18 protein-coding genes are annotated in these 18188 nt (G+C 38.6%); 8 read left to right on the top strand and 10 right to left on the bottom strand.

The window, feature by feature from the left end; genetic code table 11:
- Nucleotides 1–24 precede the first annotated feature (24 nt).
- Both QPK98_RS03615 and QPK98_RS03620 read right to left on the bottom strand, forming a co-directional pair.
- The gene (locus QPK98_RS03615) at nucleotides 25–759 is read right to left on the bottom strand and encodes a lysophospholipid acyltransferase family protein (protein ID WP_310991742.1); all 735 of its coding nucleotides are present in this window, start codon (nucleotides 757–759) and stop codon (nucleotides 25–27) included.
- Nucleotides 760–1142: 383 nt separating this feature from the next.
- The gene (locus QPK98_RS03620) at nucleotides 1143–1553 is read right to left on the bottom strand and encodes a BrxA/BrxB family bacilliredoxin (RefSeq protein WP_310991644.1); all 411 of its coding nucleotides are present in this window, start codon (nucleotides 1551–1553) and stop codon (nucleotides 1143–1145) included.
- 248 nt (nucleotides 1554–1801) lie between these two features.
- Here QPK98_RS03620 and QPK98_RS03625 point away from each other — a divergent pair, with 248 nt between their 5' ends.
- Nucleotides 1802–2533, top strand: a complete 732-nt coding sequence (locus QPK98_RS03625; RefSeq protein ID WP_310991645.1) for a TerB family tellurite resistance protein — start codon at nucleotides 1802–1804, stop codon at nucleotides 2531–2533.
- Between the two features lie 108 nt (nucleotides 2534–2641).
- Here the strand turns inward: QPK98_RS03625 and QPK98_RS03630 are convergent, their stop codons facing one another.
- Both QPK98_RS03630 and QPK98_RS03635 read right to left on the bottom strand, forming a co-directional pair.
- Nucleotides 2642–2944 carry a hypothetical protein gene (locus QPK98_RS03630; protein WP_310991646.1) on the bottom strand — a complete coding sequence of 101 codons (303 nt, stop codon included), beginning with the start codon at nucleotides 2942–2944 and terminating at the stop codon, nucleotides 2642–2644.
- A 186-nt stretch (nucleotides 2945–3130) separates the two neighbouring features.
- Nucleotides 3131–4576, bottom strand: a complete 1446-nt coding sequence (locus tag QPK98_RS03635) for a leucyl aminopeptidase family protein (protein WP_310991647.1) — start codon at nucleotides 4574–4576, stop codon at nucleotides 3131–3133.
- Between the two features lie 597 nt (nucleotides 4577–5173).
- Between QPK98_RS03635 and QPK98_RS03640 the strand changes: the two genes are divergently transcribed.
- Entirely contained in the window at nucleotides 5174–5830 is a 657-nt protein-coding gene (locus QPK98_RS03640; RefSeq protein ID WP_310991648.1) for a metal-dependent transcriptional regulator, read from the top strand.
- A gap of 227 nt (nucleotides 5831–6057) precedes the next feature.
- Here QPK98_RS03640 and QPK98_RS03645 read toward each other — a convergent pair whose 3' ends face one another.
- Nucleotides 6058–6546, bottom strand: coding sequence for a thioredoxin family protein (locus QPK98_RS03645; protein WP_310991649.1), 489 nt, complete (start codon nucleotides 6544–6546; stop codon nucleotides 6058–6060).
- 3 nt (nucleotides 6547–6549) lie between these two features.
- Entirely contained in the window at nucleotides 6550–8856 is a 2307-nt protein-coding gene (locus tag QPK98_RS03650) for a TonB-dependent receptor (RefSeq protein WP_310991650.1), read from the bottom strand.
- A gap of 99 nt (nucleotides 8857–8955) precedes the next feature.
- Here QPK98_RS03650 and QPK98_RS03655 point away from each other — a divergent pair, with 99 nt between their 5' ends.
- The 6 genes from QPK98_RS03655 (at nucleotide 8956) to QPK98_RS03680 (ending at nucleotide 14226) form a co-directional block, all read left to right on the top strand.
- Entirely contained in the window at nucleotides 8956–9612 is a 657-nt protein-coding gene (locus QPK98_RS03655) for a metal-dependent transcriptional regulator (protein ID WP_310991651.1), read from the top strand.
- A gap of 59 nt (nucleotides 9613–9671) precedes the next feature.
- Nucleotides 9672–10577, top strand: coding sequence for a metal ABC transporter solute-binding protein, Zn/Mn family (locus tag QPK98_RS03660; protein ID WP_310991652.1), 906 nt, complete (start codon nucleotides 9672–9674; stop codon nucleotides 10575–10577).
- Nucleotides 10577–11314: a metal ABC transporter ATP-binding protein gene (locus QPK98_RS03665; RefSeq protein ID WP_310991653.1), complete on the top strand. Its 738-nt coding sequence runs from the start codon at nucleotides 10577–10579 to the stop codon at nucleotides 11312–11314. Before QPK98_RS03660 ends, QPK98_RS03665 begins: the two co-directional genes overlap by 1 nt.
- 134 nt (nucleotides 11315–11448) lie before the next feature.
- Complete coding sequence (locus QPK98_RS03670) at nucleotides 11449–12573, top strand: metal ABC transporter permease (RefSeq protein ID WP_310991654.1); 1125 nt, start codon at nucleotides 11449–11451, stop codon at nucleotides 12571–12573.
- Nucleotides 12566–13726, top strand: coding sequence for a metal ABC transporter permease (locus QPK98_RS03675; protein ID WP_310991655.1), 1161 nt, complete (start codon nucleotides 12566–12568; stop codon nucleotides 13724–13726). The genes QPK98_RS03670 and QPK98_RS03675 overlap by 8 nt, the downstream gene beginning before the upstream one ends.
- An 83-nt stretch (nucleotides 13727–13809) precedes the next feature.
- On the top strand, nucleotides 13810–14226 hold the full coding sequence (locus QPK98_RS03680; protein ID WP_310991656.1) for a hypothetical protein: 417 nt from the start codon (nucleotides 13810–13812) through the stop codon (nucleotides 14224–14226).
- Here QPK98_RS03680 and QPK98_RS03685 read toward each other — a convergent pair.
- The 4 genes from QPK98_RS03685 to QPK98_RS03700 all read right to left on the bottom strand — a co-directional run bounded on the left by QPK98_RS03685 (nucleotide 14223) and on the right by QPK98_RS03700 (nucleotide 18047).
- Entirely contained in the window at nucleotides 14223–14381 is a 159-nt protein-coding gene (locus QPK98_RS03685; RefSeq protein ID WP_310991657.1) for a hypothetical protein, read from the bottom strand. The two genes, QPK98_RS03680 and QPK98_RS03685, sit on opposite strands and share 4 nt — an antisense overlap.
- A gap of 359 nt (nucleotides 14382–14740) precedes the next feature.
- Nucleotides 14741–16840 (bottom strand): ferrous iron transport protein B, encoded by a 2100-nt coding sequence (gene feoB, locus QPK98_RS03690; protein WP_310991658.1) that lies wholly within the window; start codon nucleotides 16838–16840, stop codon nucleotides 14741–14743.
- Between the two features lie 40 nt (nucleotides 16841–16880).
- Nucleotides 16881–17108, bottom strand: a complete 228-nt coding sequence (locus tag QPK98_RS03695; RefSeq protein ID WP_310991659.1) for a FeoA family protein — start codon at nucleotides 17106–17108, stop codon at nucleotides 16881–16883.
- A gap of 273 nt (nucleotides 17109–17381) precedes the next feature.
- Nucleotides 17382–18047, bottom strand: a complete 666-nt coding sequence (locus QPK98_RS03700) for an SCO family protein (RefSeq protein ID WP_310991660.1) — start codon at nucleotides 18045–18047, stop codon at nucleotides 17382–17384.
- Nucleotides 18048–18188 lie beyond the last annotated feature (141 nt).

The raw sequence follows: 18188 nt of genomic DNA on the forward strand, positions 1-18188 counted from the left end.
TAGTAAACTAAACCTTATCATATTCTATTTATGAACCTTTGAAGTAACAGTCTCCTCCACCTTATTGATCAAGACATCTATTTCAAAATCGGAAACTTTTATCGCTTGGTGCGCCAATAGTTCAAAGCGAACGCCCATTTGCACAGGAAACATGCCCCAACGCTGGAGCTTCCAAGAGTTATTGATGGTAACAGGAATTACATATCCATCAGGCACTTTTTTAAATAGTGTTTCTAGACCCGTTTTTCGAAAAGCCTTGGGTTTCCCGGTTTTACTGCGCGTTCCCTCGGGAAATATAACCCCGCTTCTATTGAATTTCTGAAGGTATTTTGAGAATTTAACCATTTCAACAATGGCCTGCCGCGGGTTTTTTCTATCTATCAATATAGAGCCGCCGTGCTTTAAATTATATGAAATGGCGGGTATTCCTTTTCCTAGTTCAACTTTAGATATAAACTTGGGATGATATTTACGCAGATACCAGCTTATGGGCGGTATATCCCACATACTTTGGTGGTTAGAAACAATAATAATAGGAACGTCATTGGGAATTTCGGTGTCAATTTTTACATGAAAAGTGGTTCCGAGCACGTTTAAGCACCGCATTAAGGTCCAATTAAAATAATCTACACTTTTTTTATGGGCGGCGTATCCAAAGCCGTTAAAGCAAATCCATTGAATGGCATGGAACACTAGTAAGGTAATACCAAAAAGCAGGTAAAACAACACCGAAAATGGGTAGCTAAGTATTTTTAAGATTGCTTTCATTGGGTTCAAAAATAAGAAAAACCGCCTTTAAAAAGACGGTTTTTAGTATTGCATATTTTAAGGCTCAAAATCAAGAAGGTTTATTTTTCAGAATTCTTCTTAGACTCCGATTTCCCTTTCAATTTCGAACTCGATTTTGATTTCGGTTTCGATTTATCTTTCAAGGTATTTCGGTCAACATGAATATAGTTAAAAATACATACGCCAATTATTAGCAACCAGAATGCTCTATAAAGCCAGTTATTCACCTCCTTACCTAAGAGATGTGAAACTTTAGGATCATCGTACAGGTTAAAGGCTAATGCACCAAAAGCCAAGATACCTATTACAATTGTTAATGGTTTATTGAGCTGTATCACTGGTGCAACGGCAATTTAACAGTATTCGTTGTAGGCACCTTTTAAGTTCTCGGCAATCATCTGTGCGGGACGGCCTTCAATATGGTGACGCTCTAACATGTGTACCAATTCGCCATCTTTAAACAAGGCCATAGAAGGCGAGCTTGGCGGGAACGGAACCATGTGCGCACGAGCAGAATCAACAGCTTCGCGATCAACACCAGCAAAAACGGTTACTAGATTGTTAGGTTTTTTGGAGTTTTCAAGAGACATGGAAGCGCCCGGACGTGCATTTGCAGCTGCACAACCGCAAACCGAGTTTACAACTACAAGGGTTGTTCCCTCTTTTTTTAGTGCGTCTTCTACTTCGTTTGCTGTATGTAATTCTGTGAAACCTACTTTTGTAAGGTCTTCACGCATGGGTTTTACTAATTCAGGTGGGTACATAATATTTGTATTTAAAGTGTATTAAAATTTGACTGCAAAGGTACTAATTCTTAATCGGAAAAATTCTAATCCGAATAGCTATCCAGATGAATTGAAAATAACAAACAGATTCCAAAATTCAAGTGCCAAATCTTAAGTACGTCGCATTAATTTATAAAATAGAATAGCTTTTTGGAATTTTGAATTTGATATTTGTTTTTTTTATTGAGTACCTTTGTCGGCTCTAATTCAGAAAAATTACAACTTTTATGCTTCGTTGGCTCTTGGCCGTTCTCGGTTATTTTCTTTATCGGTTTCCTGGTGCTATTGCGGGGTTTTTTATAGGTAGCCTGCTAGATAACGTAAACGTAAGAGGTAAAACCTTTCAGACTTCTTTTAATACAGGTCAGCGACCCGTAACCCCAGCCGATTTTGAACTTCACCTGCTTTCATTGGCCTCTTTGGTGATAAAAGCAGACGGACACGTAAGCCAGACCGAGCTTGATTATGTTCGGAAATATTTTGTGCAGGCGTATGGAAAAGATCGTGCCAATGCAACTTTTAGAACCTTTAATGAAGTAATTAAAAACAGGGAGATTTCTGCCCAGACCATTGGTAATCTGCTTCGCCAAAGAACGCGTTATGAAAGTAGGTTACAGATTCTTCACTTTTTGTTCAGCATTGCAAATGCAGACGGCACCGTCTCAACTGCAGAAGTGAATGAAATAAACCGAATTGCCGGCTTTTTGGGTGTTTATGCACGCGACTTTGAAAGTATAAAGGCGATGTTCTTTAAAAACCCAGACAGCGCTTATAAAATTCTTGAAATAGACCGAAATGCCACTGCTGCCGAGATTAAAACGGCCTACCGTACTATGGTGAAAAAATACCATCCCGATAAACTGCAACATCTGGATGAAGCACACCGAAAAGGTGGTGAGGAAAAGTTTAAAAAAGTACAGGAGGCTTACGAACAGATTCAGAAGGAACGCGGGCTTTAACTACTAATAAACTATTAAATTTTAAACCCCAAAGACCTTCCACCTACGTTGTAAAAGCTTCGGCGGACCGGTTTTGATCTTAGAGGTATATTTTTAAGGATTTCTGTACTACCTCCTTGTAATTACTTTTTTCAATTGTCTCTCAATTATCAATCGTGCCAAGGTATCTCCCGCAGATTCTTTCTGAGCGTTTTCAGCTAGTTTAGCCATAGCTTTTTCTTGTGAAATATCAATACGATATAAAACGGATATGAGTTTATTGAAATCGTTTGTCAACAAATAGGTGAGATATTTAGCCAATTCTCGTTTAAGTTGCTCGTAATCTTGCTTTTCAGTAGGAATTGCCTCTTCTGAAACCACTAACTCCCAACTCCACCGAACGGCTTCCATTTTGTCGTCCTCGATTTTCATCGTATAATAATTTTATAGATTGAACTCCTTGAGTGAAATCAGTTGTTTTAATGGAGTGATGCCCTTTAAAAATGATTTCAAAGATAAATTAAACTCTAATTACCAAGATTTTTTAATTGTAGCTAAAGCCTATAACACTCTATTTTACAACGGGCTGAAGCCCGTGGTAATTAAAGAAACTTTACCCTAATTAGATTGCCCAACCCTTGAATTTACAAAATCATATAAAAGCCTTACGCCAACACCAGTTCCTCCCGAAGGACTTGATCCTGTTTCTTTATCTAAAAATGCTGGGCCAGCGATATCTAAGTGAATCCAGTCATAATCTGTAAAGTGTTCTAAAAATTTTCCTGCGGTACTTGCGCCACCAACAGGGCCACCAATATTTTTAAGATCGGCAACTTCGCTTTTTAACAGTTCTTCAAATTCTTTCCAAAACGGAAGTTGCACCAAACGCTCATAAGTAGTTTCGCCGCTTTTCTTCAGTTCGTCCATTTTCTCTTGTTGGTTTCCAGCCATTGCAATTCCAAAAGGACCTGTAATTGCCGCAGCCGCGCCAGTTAACGTAGCCATATCTACTACCAGTTCAGGCTTGTATTGTTTGGCATAACTCAACGCATCGGCCAAAATAAGACGGCCTTCAGCATCTGTATTTTGAATCTCTACAGTGCTGCCATCCATCATGGTTATTACGTCATCTACCAACAGTGCCTTTCCGTTAATTTTATTATCGGTTGCCGGCACAAGACCAATTACATAATAAGGAAGTGCGTTGGCCGCAACGGCAGCCATAATACCCACCACTGTAGCACCACCGCCCATATCCGCTTTCATGGAAGACATGTGCCCACCGGTCTTTAAGGAATAACCTCCGGTATCAAAAGTTACACCTTTTCCAACCAAAACAAGAGGTTTTTTGTTGCTTGCGTTTTTAGGTTTATACGTCATAATGTTGAACGTAGGCGGCACTTCGGAGCCCTGATTTACGCCTAAAAGTCCGCCCATTCCTAGCTCTACAATTTTATCTTTCTGTAGAACCTCGGTATCAAAACCGTATGTTTTTCCAGCCTCAACTATTCGTTCTGAAAACATTACAGAATCCAATTTGTTTGGTGGTTCGTTTACTAAAGTACGAGTAAGCGCAACACCATTTATAAGGTTGGTCACTTTTTTTATGGCCGTTGCAGAAACAGCTTCATTTGAAACATAAACTTTCAATTCTTTTCTTTCTTTGTCCTTATGGTAAGAAGTAAATTGGTAACTACCCATTAGCAGGCCTTCTAGAAAAGCTGTTTTTACCTCGCTTGGCAAACCTTCAAAACCTAATAGATAAGAGGCTTCGCTATTGTTTTTCTTTAAGGATTTATATAGATTGATCCCCAAGTTTCTAATTTTTTCGGAATCCTTTGAAGCGGCAACCACCCAAAAGGTAAGCCCATTGCCAAAAGCAGGGACTACGGCATCGTTTTTATCTTGGAAAGAGCTCGTAATTGTTTTGAATAAAGCGGCTTGCGCATTGTGCTGTTCCAATTGTTTTTCTTCAGAAATAAATACAATTTTGGCAGCAGCTTCAGGAAATCCGTTTTGGGAGTTATACGAAACTAATTTTAGGTTTAAATAGGAGTTTTTCAAATTGATAGTGTTATAAATTAAAAAGTCAATATAAGCTTTTTCTAGTTTTGAACCCTAAAACCACGGCAGATTTTAAGTCTTATGATTTTTGTTTTCGTTTTAAAACTTTAATAGCTTTATTTATAGCACTGACCTTCGCTAGCTCTTTTGAAGCTAGCGATATGTCTTTCTTCATAAGGTCAGTACTTTTTATGGTTCTATTTATAGATTTCTTATGGGTTTGAAGTAGGCTTATTGCATATTCCATTAGGTCTTTTTTGAAAATAAAGGCTCTAGTTTATTCTAGCGTTGATTTCAATGTTCCATATAAAAACACAAGGGTTTCAAGTTGGTCTGAATGGAGAAAATCTGGTTATTCCCTTTAGGGATCGGGTAAAAATAATCGGATTTTCGGCATTTTGTTTTTACCCCTTCCCTAAAGGGTGAAAAAATACCGAAAATTTCAAATATCCAACATAATAGCTGTTTTAAACTAGAGCCAAAATGAACTTACATCAAAGATATAAAATTCATTTCTATTAAAAAATATTTTAGGGTATCCTAATAATTATTTTATGAAAATATTAATCTTATATTTACCGTTTAGTTATACAAGCTATGTTTACACGATCTGAAGAGAATTATTTAAAAGCTATATTTCACCTACAAGCAGATGAAGAAGACGGAGTTTCTACCAATAGTCTCGCCGATTCATTGGCCACTAAAGCAGCTTCTGTTACTGAAATGATAAAGAAATTAGCAAGTAAAAACTTGGTTTCTTATAAAAAATATTACGGGGTTACCTTAACCAAAAAAGGTGCTGAGCAAGCCTTAAAGGTAATTCGAAAACACCGCTTATGGGAGTCTTTTTTGGTAGAACGCCTGAATTTTAACTGGGATGAAGTCCACGATGTTGCCGAACAGCTGGAACACATTAAAAGTGAAAAGTTGGTTGATGCTATTGACAAGTTATTAGACTATCCAAAAGTTGACCCCCATGGCGATCCTATTCCATGCAAAGACGGAACATTTCCGAAGGAAACCAAATTAGTGCTTTCTGAGTGCGAAGTAGGATCAAAAGGAATTATTGTAGGTGTTAAAGATTCCTCCTCTGTATTTTTAAAATATTTAGATAAGCAGAAAATTGGAATCAGTTCGAAGTTTGAAATTAAAGACAAAGAGGCTTTTGATGAGGCTTTAGACATTAAAATTGATGGAGAAGCATTAAAGCTTTCAGCTAAAATGGCCGCCAATCTGTTTGTAAAAGTTTTATAAGTAATTGGTCGTGTCCGACTAAAGATTTAAAATCGCTAAAAGACGTAAGACTTGATTCCGAATAAATTGATAATTAGGATCGGTTGATTAAGCAGAACTCTTTTTTATTAAACCCTAGTTGTGAATTCAATAGCACGGTTTAAGTTAATAAAAAAGCTTCAAGCCTTTAATATCAGTCAGTTAATTTATTTTTTGAATATTTAAATCGGACACTACTCAATAAGAAATCATAAAGCTTCCGCTTGAAAGCCTGTTAATATTTTTAATAACTGCCCTACGTTCAAATACTGAAAGTAGCGTGCTTCCGCTTGAAATTTTTCATCTAAGAAAACTAGGGCTGGTAATGAAAAAGGCTTGTTTTTTTGGCTCGCCATCAAGATTGGAATTTGATGGATGGGATTTCTTCGATTTGCTCTTTCGTTGATAAAAATATCACTTCCAAAATGAATTGTATCAGTTGTTTCTACGTTCATTTTTACCGCGTAATAGTCTTTGTTTAGAATGCTAATTATTTTTTTATCGGTAAAGACATCTCGCTGCATTTTTAAACAAGGCCCGCACCAATCGGCATAAAAATCTATAAATACTCTTTTAGGATTGGTTTGCAACGAATCTTCCAATTGCTCAAAGTTAAGCCAATGAACCGCCTTTTCTTTTTGGGAAAAAGCGGTATTGCCTAACACTAACAAGCAAATATAAAAAACAAGGGTTCTCATTTTTTAAAGCGATTTAATTTTAAGTCCCACAAATAATGTGCGCGGCGCACTTGGGCCGTAGATATAATCGCTATCGCGATTTTTCCCGATATCAAAATCATCTTGATAACTGTTTGTAATATTTTTTACTCCGCCATATACTTCCAAACCGGTCCTCACTTTTTCAATATTGAATGTATAACCCACGCGCAAACTCAGTTCGGTAAATGAAGGTGTTTTATAGTATTCATCAATTTGCTGCCCCGTTCCTTCACCTGCCATATGGGCAATATCCATGGTTCCTGTATAGACTAAATTGGCACTAGCACTCAGTTTTTTTGTCGGTGTATAGGTTAGTGTGGCGTACCCATAGTTATCAGGTGTCCGTAAAAACTCACGCTTAGCTGGCAGACCTTCAATGTTTTCAACTGCATCATCAAATAAACTGGATTGAAATGTAAATCCGGCTTCCATTTCTAGTAAATAGTCGTAATTGGCGCGCGCTTCCACGGTAATTCCCTTTACTGTTGCCCCGCTGCCGTTTCGTTTTTCAAAACGCTGACCAAATTCATCTTCACCTAAGGGAAACAAATAAAAAGCGTCGTTTAGATGCGTGTAAAAACCTTCCAAGGTAAACCCTGCAATAAAATGTTCGGAAGCTTTATCATAATTTACGGAAGCCGTAAAACTGTTGGATCGCTCCTCAAACAAATCATCGGCAAGAGAAATTCTCGAAACGCCACCACCTGCAAAAGCAATGTGCAAATCGGTATCAAAAGCTTGTGGTGCTCGGAATCCCGTGCCCCAACCTACGCGGAATTGCGTGGTCTCTTTTAACTTATAGAGTACGGAAAGTCGCGGACTGAAAATAGCATCGTCTACTAAATTGTGTTTATCTATTCTGAAACCGGAAAGAAAATTCAAGTTTTCGTTAACGTCCCAATCGTTCTGTAAAAACACGCCAAGGTTTTTTGTGGTTTGATTGGTTAGATAATTGTAAGCCTCTATTTCATCAAAAACATCGTCATAAACGTATTCTAAACCACCGGTAACAACAGTTTTTCCGCCTAAAAAATTTTCAAATTTATGATTGTATTGCCCCCCACCTTGATGGGTAACCACTTCTGAAAATCCATATGGCGGATTAGCAAAAAATGCAGGCTGCTCAATTTCGTCATCTGGAATAATCCCCGTATAATGATCACGATCTGTCCTTTGGGTTCCATAATAAAGAATCAACGCGCTTTTATCTTCATTAAAATTAATTTGATAATCCAAGCTTCCCATTAACACATTATGAGTTCGCTCCTCGCTTTGGTTTGCTAAGTGAGCAGGTTTATCAACCATTTCACCTCCATAGCGATATTCGTAAAGACTACTCAGGCTCAATTCCAGTTTTGAGTTTTCCGAGGGAAGGTAAAATGCATTGACTCCAAAAGAATTATCCTTTAACTCGGGCATTTCAGAAAAATTATCGCCGTTTGCATCATAAGCTGTTCTTCTTCTATTGCTAACAAAAAAATTAACACCAGCATTATAGTCTTTACTCACCACCGTTGCGTTTCCGTTTATCACATTTTGATCGGCTTTTCCATCAATGGATTCATAAGTATAGCTCAGGTTGTAGTTATTTTGCTTCGGAACTTTAGTAATCACATTTACGGTGCCGCCAATAGCACTTGAACCGTACAATGCCGAAACTCCACCGCGAACTACCTCAATTTGCTCAATCATATTTACGGGAATTTGCTCTAAGCCATAAAGCCCAGTCAATGGGCTGAAAATAGGACGCCCATTAATGAGCACCTGTGAATAGCCACCTTGCAATCCATTCATGCGAATTTGAGTGTAATTACAGGTCTGGCAGTCTGTTTCAACCCTTAGGCCTGGCTGAAATCGAAGGCCATCAGATAAATCTGTAGCTACCACTTGCTCTAAAGTTTCACTGTTAATAAGGTTTACGATTACCGGCGAATCAATTCGTCTTTTTGCAGTTCGCGTACCAGTAACCACTACTTGATCTAGCTCTTCATTGCTTTCGCGAAGTGTAAAATCTATCACTTTAGATTCACCTTCCTTTAGGGTTATTGTAATATTTTCTGTTCGGTATCCTTGTGATTGTGCTATTAGAGTAACTTTTCCTGAAGGAAGCCGCAACTCAAATTTACCTGCATCATCGGCACTTGTACCAATTGTTTCGTTTTTAACAAGAACATTCGCAAAGGGAACTGGGCCCGTATTATCTGAAACTGTACCGTAGATCGTGGCTTTTCCACTTTGGGCGACAGTAATTGAAACTGAAAGCAACATTAAGTATAGGAAGTATTTCATATTAATCGATATAATTAGCTTGGTTTAATTAAATTTTTAGGCAAAGCTAAATATATATTTTAATTTAAAAAAACATATCTTTGCATAAACATAAGTTTTATGATTACCCTAGCCGAAGAAAATTATTTAAAAGCGATCTTCCATTTAGAATTGGAAAGCAAAGGCGAAGTAAGCACCAAGTCTATTGCAGATAGTATGGAGACCAAACCTTCATCGGCAACGGATATGGTACAAAAACTCGCCGATAAGAAGATGCTCGTTTATAAGCGTTATAAGGGCGTCCAGCTTACTGAAAAAGGCAGCAAAGTAGCTGCAGGAGTAATTAGAAAGCATCGACTTTGGGAAGTTTTTTTGGTAGAAAAACTAGATTTTCAGTGGGATGAAGTCCATGATATAGCCGAGCAGCTAGAGCATGTACAATCTGACGAGCTTATTACCCGTCTGGATAAATTTCTGGGAAGTCCAGATTTTGACCCGCACGGCGACCCCATTCCTGATAAAAACGGAGTTTTAAAACCAACCGAGAAAAAATTGTTGTCAGAGCTAGATAAAAACCACAGCGGGGTTTGCGTGGGCGTAAAGGAAACCAGCGGCGAATTTTTACAATATCTGGATAAAAGGAAAATTGCAATAGGTACAAAAATAAACGTATTAGGAAAGGAATTCTTTGACGGCTCAATGGTTATTTCGGTAGGAAACAATCAGTTTTTTATTTCTAAGCGCATTGCTGAAAACCTGTATGTTCAAACCTCATAAACAAGTTCATTTAGATAAAACTACCTATAAACAAGTTCAAAAATAAAGAACGTAAGAATATGAAAAAACTCATAATACTCAGTTTAATTACCGTTTTTATAGGCTGCAAAAACGCTTCTGAAGACAATGGCAAAATCAAGGTGGTTACCACAACCAATATTTTGGGCGATCTGGTTTCAGAAATTGGCGGCAATAATATCTCGCTCCAATCTTTAATGGGCGCAGGTGTAGATCCACACCTATACAAGGCCAGCGAAGGCGACGTTTCTAAACTTTACAATGCAGATATAATTTTTTATAGCGGGCTACATTTGGAAGGAAAATTGGTGGATATTTTTGAAAAGATGAAGCGCAACAAAAACACCGTATCGGTTGGTGATAGGCTGCCCAAAGATCAATTGATAGCTTCAGAAAACTTTGGCGGTAGTTACGATCCTCATGTTTGGTTCAACGTTCAGTTTTTTAAAAATTTTGCGCAAACAGTAACCGATGAACTTTCCAAAGCCGATAAGCAAAACGCAAAAACCTACGCCGCAAACAACGAAGCCTATCAAAAGAAATTGGACAACTTAGATGCCGAAATTAAAGCAACCATTGCCAGCCTACCTAAGGAGAAGCGAATCTTAGTTACCGCCCATGATGCCTTTAGTTATTTTGGCAAAAACTACGATTTTAAGGTAGTAGGGCTACAAGGAATTTCTACCGCTACCGAGGCAGGAGTTAAAGATGTACAGGAGCTTTCAAAGTTTATCATTGATAATAAGGTAAAGGCAATATTTATTGAAAGCTCCGTTCCGCGCCGTACTATTGAAGCGCTACAGGCCGCAGTAATCTCTAAAAACCACAATGTTGAAATTGGAGGTTCGCTATACAGTGATGCCCTTGGAAATCCCGGTACTGCTGAAGGAACTTATATAGGCATGTTTAAATACAACGTAAAAACTATGGTAAACGCTCTAAAATAATGAAAGAAAATATTGCCGTACAAATTGACGACCTTACCGTGGCCTATGATTATAAGCCGGTGTTGTGGGATATTGACCTCACCGTTCCCGAAGGGGTGTTAATGGCTATAGTAGGCCCAAACGGAGCGGGAAAATCAACCTTGATCAAAACCATTCTCGGTATTATAAAACCAATTGCAGGAACAGTTTCCATTTTTGGAAAACCATATGCCAAACAACGAAAAATGGTCGCTTACGTTCCCCAAAAAGGAAGCGTTGACTGGGATTTTCCCACCACCGCCTTTGATGTTGTGCTCATGGGCACCTACGGAAGCTTGGGGTGGATTAAACGTCCTGGGGCAAAGGAAAAGAAAATTGCCTTAGAGTCTATGGAAAAGGTTGGAATGCTATCTTATAGAAACCGGCAGATAAGTCAGTTGAGTGGCGGGCAGCAGCAACGTGTATTCTTGGCGCGAGCCTTGGCACAAGACGCCTCCATTTACTTTATGGACGAGCCTTTTCAAGGTGTTGATGCAACAACGGAGATTGCAATTATCAATATTTTAAAGGAATTGCGAAAGGCAGGTAAAACCGTAATCGTAGTACATCACGATTTACAGACCGTGCCCGAATATTTTGATTGGGTAACTTTTTTAAATGTGAAAAGAATAGCGACCGGCCCCGTAAAAGATATATTTAATGATGATAACCTAACCAAAACCTATGGAATTAACTATAAGGTGGCGGTTAATAAATAGAGATGTGAGATGTGAGATGTGAGATTTTAAAATTATCAAAAATGACGGTCTCCCTTCAAAAATATTTAAAGAAAGCTAAATGATGTCTTTTCTACCGACCACCCACTACCCTCTACCGACTAAAAGACTAAGAAATGTCAATAACTGAATACTTTACATTGCTCTGGACCGATTACACCTTGCGCACCATAACCTTGGGAACTGCCGTACTGGGCGCTATTTGTGGTATGCTGGGCAGTTTTGCAGTATTGCGAAAAGAGAGTCTGTTGGGCGATGCCATATCGCACGCTGCCCTTCCGGGGATTGCGCTGGCATTTATCATTACGGGCGCAAAAGACTCGGGAATTTTACTTCTAGGTGCTTTAGTTAGTGGTTTGGTAGGAACGTATTGGATCCGTGGCATAACTTCAAAAACACATTTAAAAAGCGATACCGCATTAGGCCTTATCCTATCCACTTTCTTCGGGTTTGGAATGCTATTGCTGACTTTTATTCAAAAACAACCCAATGCCAACCAAGCCGGGCTGGACAAGTACCTTTTTGGACAAGCCGCCACCCTTGTTGAAAGCGATGTACGGCTTATGATTATTGTAACTGGCGTTTCGTTGGTTGTATTATTTTTATTTTGGAAAGAATTTAAACTACTTCTTTTTGATGCCGATTACACCAAAACCCTCGGTTTCAATACAAAATTTATAGATTTATTGGTCACGTTTTTAATTGTCTTGGCCATTGTATTAGGGCTACAAACCGTCGGGGTTATACTTATGAGTGCTATTCTGCTTGCCCCTGCCGCTGCTGCAAGGCAATGGACCAATAGTCTAAGCACCATGGTTTTATTGGCAGGTTTACTGGGAGCACTTTCGGGCGTTTTTGGAACCGCCATAAGTGCCAGCCAGGACAACCTTTCCACAGGTCCCGTGATTGTATTGGTAGCCAGTGTTTTTGTACTATTTTCAATGATTTTTTCACCCGGAAGAGGACTTTTATTCCGTGAAATTCGCTTCAGAAAAAATAGAAAGGACCTAGAGCTTATGAAAACCCTTCAGTTTATGTATGATATTGCTAAGGAACACGAAAATATTTCGCACCCGCATACCATTCGAATTCTTAACAATTTTCAGGGCTACACAAAAAATTCACTTAAAAAGTTAGAACACGAAGGCTTAATAGCTATTAAAGGCCAAGACTGGGCAATGACCCAAAAAGGCTTTAAAAAGGCCGCAGAAATGTATAACCAACAACCAAAAAATGACTAGTCCGCAAATTGAAATACAACTAATAGCCGCAGTGGTAGCAATGGCATGTGCTATTCCCGGGGTGTTTTTAGTGCTTCGGAAAATGGCTTTGATAAGTGATGCCATTAGCCATTCAATTTTACCCGGTATTGTCATTGGCTTTTTTATTACCCAAGATTTAAACTCTCCCCTGCTTATTTTATTAGCAGCTTTTACCGGCGTAATAACCGTTGTTATGGTAGAGTATATACAAAAAACGGGCTTGGTGAAGGAAGACACCGCTATAGGATTGGTATTTCCTGCTCTTTTTAGTATCGGGGTAATCTTGATTTCAAAAAATGCAGGCGATGTACATTTGGATGTCGATGCCGTATTACTAGGGGAACTCGCTTTTGCACCTTTTGATAGGGTTGAAATTGGAGGAGCAGATATAGGTCCTAAATCGCTTTGGGTTATGGGGAGTATCTTGCTAGTAATTATAAGCCTATTATTGCTTTTTTTCAAGGAGTTAAAAGTAAGCACTTTTGATGCTGGACTTTCTGCATCCTTGGGTATTTCGCCTTTAGTAATCCATTATGGGTTGATGTCAGTTTCATCAATAACAGTAGTTGGTGCTTTTGATGCCGTGGGTGCCATTTTAGTAGTAGCACTTATGATAGCGCCCGCTGCTGCTGCGTATCTACTTACTGAAGATTTAAAGAAAATGATCTGGCTTTCCGTATTTTTCGGAGTGCTTTCGGCCGTTTCGGGGTATTGGGTCGCCAATTGGTTAGATGCTTCAATCGCGGGATCTATAGCGACAACTTTGGGGGTCATTTTCTTATTGGTTTATTTATTCGCACCAAAAAAAGGACTTATTTCTGTGCTTTATCGCCAAAAGAGGCAGCGTACCGAGGTTTCGCTTATCACATTTCTACTGCATTTAAACCGTCATGATGAAGAGAGTGAGCGGCATATAAATCACCTTCGCGAACATATTGATTGGCATGAAGTGAGAGCACGGACCGTTTTGGATCTTGCTTTAAAGAATAACCTTATCGAAATTGACAGTAAAATTATTACATTGACGGAGAAGGGCCTGCTTTTCACTGAAAAATCCCTTGAATATATTATTGAGAATAAAGATGAAAAGATTGAACCTATGAAAGCGGATTTCTTCCTGTTTCGAGGTTAAAATAACAATACACTACTTATTTTTCATCTAATTTTCTAGCATACTATTTTAATGTATCTTTAAATCTTATAAAATTTTAAACAATGAAAAATTCAATTTTAGCAATTATAATACTTTTCTCAAGCTTTGCCTTTGGGCAAGAAGACACTCCCAAAACCCCAAAAATTGGAATTAAAGTTCCTAAAGGGGAAACCGTGGTTTTAAATGATGTTTCGATTAAATTTTTAGAAGTAGTTGAAGATTCGCGCTGCCCTAAAGATGTAGATTGTATTTGGGCGGGAAGAGCAATTGTTAAGGTTGCGGTTGCAGCCAACGGAAAAACAACGGAAAAGACCTTGATTTTTGGGGCGGTAAAACCCGACGAGGAAAAAAACACCAATCTTTACAGCTCCGCGAATTTAGCTATAAATGGGTTGAAATTAGATCCTTACCCTACTTCAAAAAGTAGCGGAAAAGACACAGGATATACGTTGTTGATTAGTAAAGAGAAGAATAATTAATGGCAGCCACAGTCGCTTTTACCACATTTGGTTCGTCCGCCATCAAGGGTTTCGCTAGAGTTACGTCGAGCTTCAAAAATAGGGTTCCAAACAAACTTTTTCAGTAAAAAGCCTGCTGCCAAAGAAAACGTTATTAAAACTAAGATTGTCTGCATACCGCAAAGATACTCAATTTCTCCATCACCCCCAAAAGCCCCTTATAGCCTTACCTAAGGAGAGGAGAGAATACAACTATTGCGCTGAAGTATAAATAATATCAATGAAAACTACATTTGCTGCAATCTGAGTGATCTCCAATCTTATTTTTCGCAGTTTTATTCGATTTAAAAGGGTTCCAGATAAATTGGGTTATTAAGAACCCCACTGCGAGTATAAATGCTATTAAAACTAGTATTGTTTGCATAGTTTTTAAATTTAAAAATTTGTGAAGGGTTATCCCCCTCCATCATATATTCCTGCTTCGCGGAGTATATGCCACCTTCCCCTAAAAAAGGGGAAGAAGCTAAATGAAGTATTACTTCAAAATTTGGAAAGCCGCCAATGATAGCACATATGCAATTGCGGTCATTACAACGAGCTGCCACATGGGCCATTTCCAAGAGTTGGTTTCTTTTTTTACAATAGCCAGCGTACTCATACACTGCATAGCAAAAGCGTAAAACAGCAAGAGCGAAATACCACTTGCAAAATTAAACAAGGGGCCGCCCAAAACGGGGTTTACTTCTGCAGCCATTCTACTTTTTATGGTTTGTTCGTCTTCACTCCCTACGCTGTAAATTGTTGCTAACGTTCCTACAAATACTTCCCGCGCGGCAAAGGAAGTTACCAAAGCGATCCCGATTTTCCAATCGTAACCCAATGGCGCTACGGCAGGCTCTATAAAATGTCCCACACGCCCAATATAGGAGTGCTCCAGCTTAAATGATTCTACATGCATCTCTAGTTCGCTTTCTGAAAGGTTTTGAGATGCGTATTCGGTTTGTATAATTTCTTCGGCTTTATTAAAATCGCCCGGGCCATACGATGCCAGAACCCATAGGATAATTGAGATTGCCAAAATAATTTTTCCCGCGCCATACACGAAAGCCTTGGTTTTTTCGATTACCGTAATCAATACATTTTTTGGCAACGGAAGTTTATAATTTGGCATTTCGACCAAGAAGAAACTTTTTGAACGGATTTTTAAAATTTTATCCAAAATATAAGCCGAAAAAATTGCTGCCCCAAAGCCTAAAATGTACATAAACATTAGGGTAATACCCTGTAAACTGAAGATTCCCAGTACTCGCGTATCTGGAATTACCAAGGAAATAATAATTAGGTAAACCGGTAATCGTGCCGAACAAGTGGTAAAAGGAGTTACCAATATGGTAATAAGCCGTTCTTTCCAGTTTTCAATATTCCGGGTTGCCATAATTGCGGGAATAGCACAAGCAGTTCCAGCTACTAGCGGCACTACACTCTTTCCGCTTAACCCAAAGCGCCGCATGAGCTTATCCATTAAAAACACAACGCGACTCATATAGCCCGTTTCTTCCAATATTGAAATAAACAGGAATAGAAAGGCAATCTGTGGAATAAAGATTACAATACCGCCAATTCCGGGAATAATACCTTCGGAAAGTAGGTTGGTAAATTGACCAGCCGGCATCGCATTCTTGGTCCATTCGCTTAAGGAAGCAAAGGAACGGTCAATAAAATCCATTGGGTATTCGCTCCAATCGAAAATAGCTTGAAAAATAAGCAGTAGTATGGAAAAGAAAATTACATAGCCCCAAACTTTATGGGTTAAAACTCTATCTAAACGACTTCGTAGATCCTTCGCATTAGCTTTATCTACATGTAGGGTTTCCTTTAGCGTATCGTTGATAAATTTATACCGAACCACGGTTTCCTTTTGCTGAAGCCGTTTGAGATTACTGGGCGATTCCGTTTGAAAAGAAGCCACTCCTTTGAGTTCGTTCCGGTCTAACTTCCCAAAATTCACATCTTGGGTAATTACCAGCCACAGCTTGTAAAGATCTTGATCTGGGAATGCCTCTCGCAGTCTGTCAAAATATTCTGGCGCAATCCGTGAAGCATCTAGACAAGGCTTTGTTGGTAGCTGGTTATAGTTTTCAATAAGCTCCTTTAAATAATCAAACCCAAGGTTCTTTCTTGAGCTGATAAGGGCAATCTTGGTATTTAGTTTTTGTTCCAACAGCGGAACATCGAGCGTAATTGCCTTCCGTTTCATACGGTCAGACATATTGATAGCAAGAATTGCAGGGATTCCCAAATCTTTAATCTGGGTAAAGAGAAGGAGGTTTCGCTTTAAGTTTTCAATATCTGCAACCACAACCGCCACATCGGGGAAATCTTTGTCGTTTTTATTGAGTAACAATTCAATAACAACATTTTCATCAAGCGATGAGGCATTAAGACTGTAGGTGCCAGGTAAATCCAGAACATGAACCTTACAGGCACGCCCAAATTTGCAGGTGCCTTCTTTCTTTTCAACAGTTATTCCGGGATAGTTTCCCACTTTTTGGTTCAACCCAGTTAACCTGTTAAAAACAGAGGTTTTACCAGTGTTTGGATTTCCGACAAGTGCAACGTTTATATGTTTTGCCATACTTCGATTCCGCTTCGTAATACGCGGGGAAAATTTATAGTTATATCAATTCAATTTCAATATTTCCAGCGGTTTCTCTTCGTATCGCCAGATGACTGCCATTAATGTTGAGGTACAACGGATCTTTAAATGGAGCCGTTTGCACCAAAGACACTTCATTGCCTGGCAGACAGCCCATCTCCAAAAGTTTTAAAGGAACAACATCTACCGAAAAATTCTTGATAATAGCACGCTGTCCCTTTTTTAATGAAGCGATTGTTAGAGTCATTTTTATTTAGATTGAATTTAAACAAGACAAAAGTAAGGGTTTTATTTCAGAATGAAGAAGGAAGATTTCGTATTTATTTCCGAAGCGATTTCACTAATATCTAGATTCAACTTTATAAGAAGCGAATCATAGACAATACAAGTTTTTAAATTACTATAAACCAGATGGATAAGAACACAACAGCAATAGCGCATAAAGGTTGCTTCTACTATTCACCGTATCAATTGCAATAACAGTTTATAAAATTAAAAGTTAAACGCTTAAAAAGCGGGGTTATTCTTCCTTTTCAAGCACTTCAATATCGTGAAGTAGCACTTCTATAGCTTCAGGATCGGTGCCGTCATAAAACCCGCGGATTCGTTTCTCTTTATCAATAAGTACAAAGTTTTCGGTATGGATAAGGTCAAACTCCTCATAAGGCACGTCTTTAGCTGCGAGGTACGATTTTCTTGCCAGGTCGTAGATTTCCTTTTTGTCTCCCGTAACCAAATTCCACTTGGCATCGTTTACTCCTTTTTCTATTGCATATTTTTTAAGTTGCGGCACACTGTCAATCTCTGGGGTTACGGTATGCGACAAGAGTAAAACATCATGGTCATCCTGCAATTTCTCCTGAATTTTCACCATGTGGTCGGTCATAATCGGACAAATGGTTTGACAGGTTGTAAAAAAGAAATCGGCGACGTAAATTTTATTCTTGTAATCTGCTTGGGTAACGGTTTCGCCATTTTGGTTTACCAAGCTAAAATCTGCAATAGTGTGGTATTTTTTCACGTATTGAAGCGTAGTATCAACGAGTTCGGTGGAAACATCGGCGGGTTGATATACTTTTAGTACTTCTTTGGGGATCATTACCCTATAGATAATTAGAACAATAATAAGCGAAAGCACAAAGAAAAAAATTCCGAAGAACTTATATTTCTTAAAAAAGTCAAGCATCGTGTTAAAATTTAAACTCTAAAAATATATTTCGGCACAAAAATAGGCCTGAATTAGGTCAAAATGAATACTTTTAACATCCTAATTTTTGTTGGGAATATTCGTTTCGATTTCTTCACCGCCCAAAAACCTGGAATCCAC

Source organism: Aequorivita marina, assembly GCF_031631895.2.
Classification (GTDB): domain Bacteria; phylum Bacteroidota; class Bacteroidia; order Flavobacteriales; family Flavobacteriaceae; genus Aequorivita; species Aequorivita marina.

Excerpts from the sequence above, each read along its gene's own strand:
- QPK98_RS03620 (WP_310991644.1), bottom strand. The coding sequence starts at position 1,553 with ATGTACCCACCTGAATTAGTAAAACCCATGCGTGAAGACCTTACAAAA.
- QPK98_RS03625 (WP_310991645.1), top strand. The coding sequence starts at position 1,802 with ATGCTTCGTTGGCTCTTGGCCGTTCTCGGTTATTTTCTTTATCGGTTT.
- QPK98_RS03630 (WP_310991646.1), bottom strand. The coding sequence starts at position 2,944 with ATGAAAATCGAGGACGACAAAATGGAAGCCGTTCGGTGGAGTTGGGAG.
- QPK98_RS03640 (WP_310991648.1), top strand. The coding sequence starts at position 5,174 with ATGTTTACACGATCTGAAGAGAATTATTTAAAAGCTATATTTCACCTA.
- QPK98_RS03645 (WP_310991649.1), bottom strand. The coding sequence starts at position 6,546 with ATGAGAACCCTTGTTTTTTATATTTGCTTGTTAGTGTTAGGCAATACC.
- QPK98_RS03650 (WP_310991650.1), bottom strand. The coding sequence starts at position 8,856 with ATGAAATACTTCCTATACTTAATGTTGCTTTCAGTTTCAATTACTGTC.
- QPK98_RS03655 (WP_310991651.1), top strand. The coding sequence starts at position 8,956 with ATGATTACCCTAGCCGAAGAAAATTATTTAAAAGCGATCTTCCATTTA.
- QPK98_RS03660 (WP_310991652.1), top strand. The coding sequence starts at position 9,672 with ATGAAAAAACTCATAATACTCAGTTTAATTACCGTTTTTATAGGCTGC.
- QPK98_RS03665 (WP_310991653.1), top strand. The coding sequence starts at position 10,577 with ATGAAAGAAAATATTGCCGTACAAATTGACGACCTTACCGTGGCCTAT.
- QPK98_RS03670 (WP_310991654.1), top strand. The coding sequence starts at position 11,449 with ATGTCAATAACTGAATACTTTACATTGCTCTGGACCGATTACACCTTG.
- QPK98_RS03675 (WP_310991655.1), top strand. The coding sequence starts at position 12,566 with ATGACTAGTCCGCAAATTGAAATACAACTAATAGCCGCAGTGGTAGCA.
- QPK98_RS03680 (WP_310991656.1), top strand. The coding sequence starts at position 13,810 with ATGAAAAATTCAATTTTAGCAATTATAATACTTTTCTCAAGCTTTGCC.
- QPK98_RS03685 (WP_310991657.1), bottom strand. The coding sequence starts at position 14,381 with ATGCAGACAATCTTAGTTTTAATAACGTTTTCTTTGGCAGCAGGCTTT.
- feoB (WP_310991658.1), bottom strand. The coding sequence starts at position 16,840 with ATGGCAAAACATATAAACGTTGCACTTGTCGGAAATCCAAACACTGGT.
- QPK98_RS03695 (WP_310991659.1), bottom strand. The coding sequence starts at position 17,108 with ATGACTCTAACAATCGCTTCATTAAAAAAGGGACAGCGTGCTATTATC.
- QPK98_RS03700 (WP_310991660.1), bottom strand. The coding sequence starts at position 18,047 with ATGCTTGACTTTTTTAAGAAATATAAGTTCTTCGGAATTTTTTTCTTT.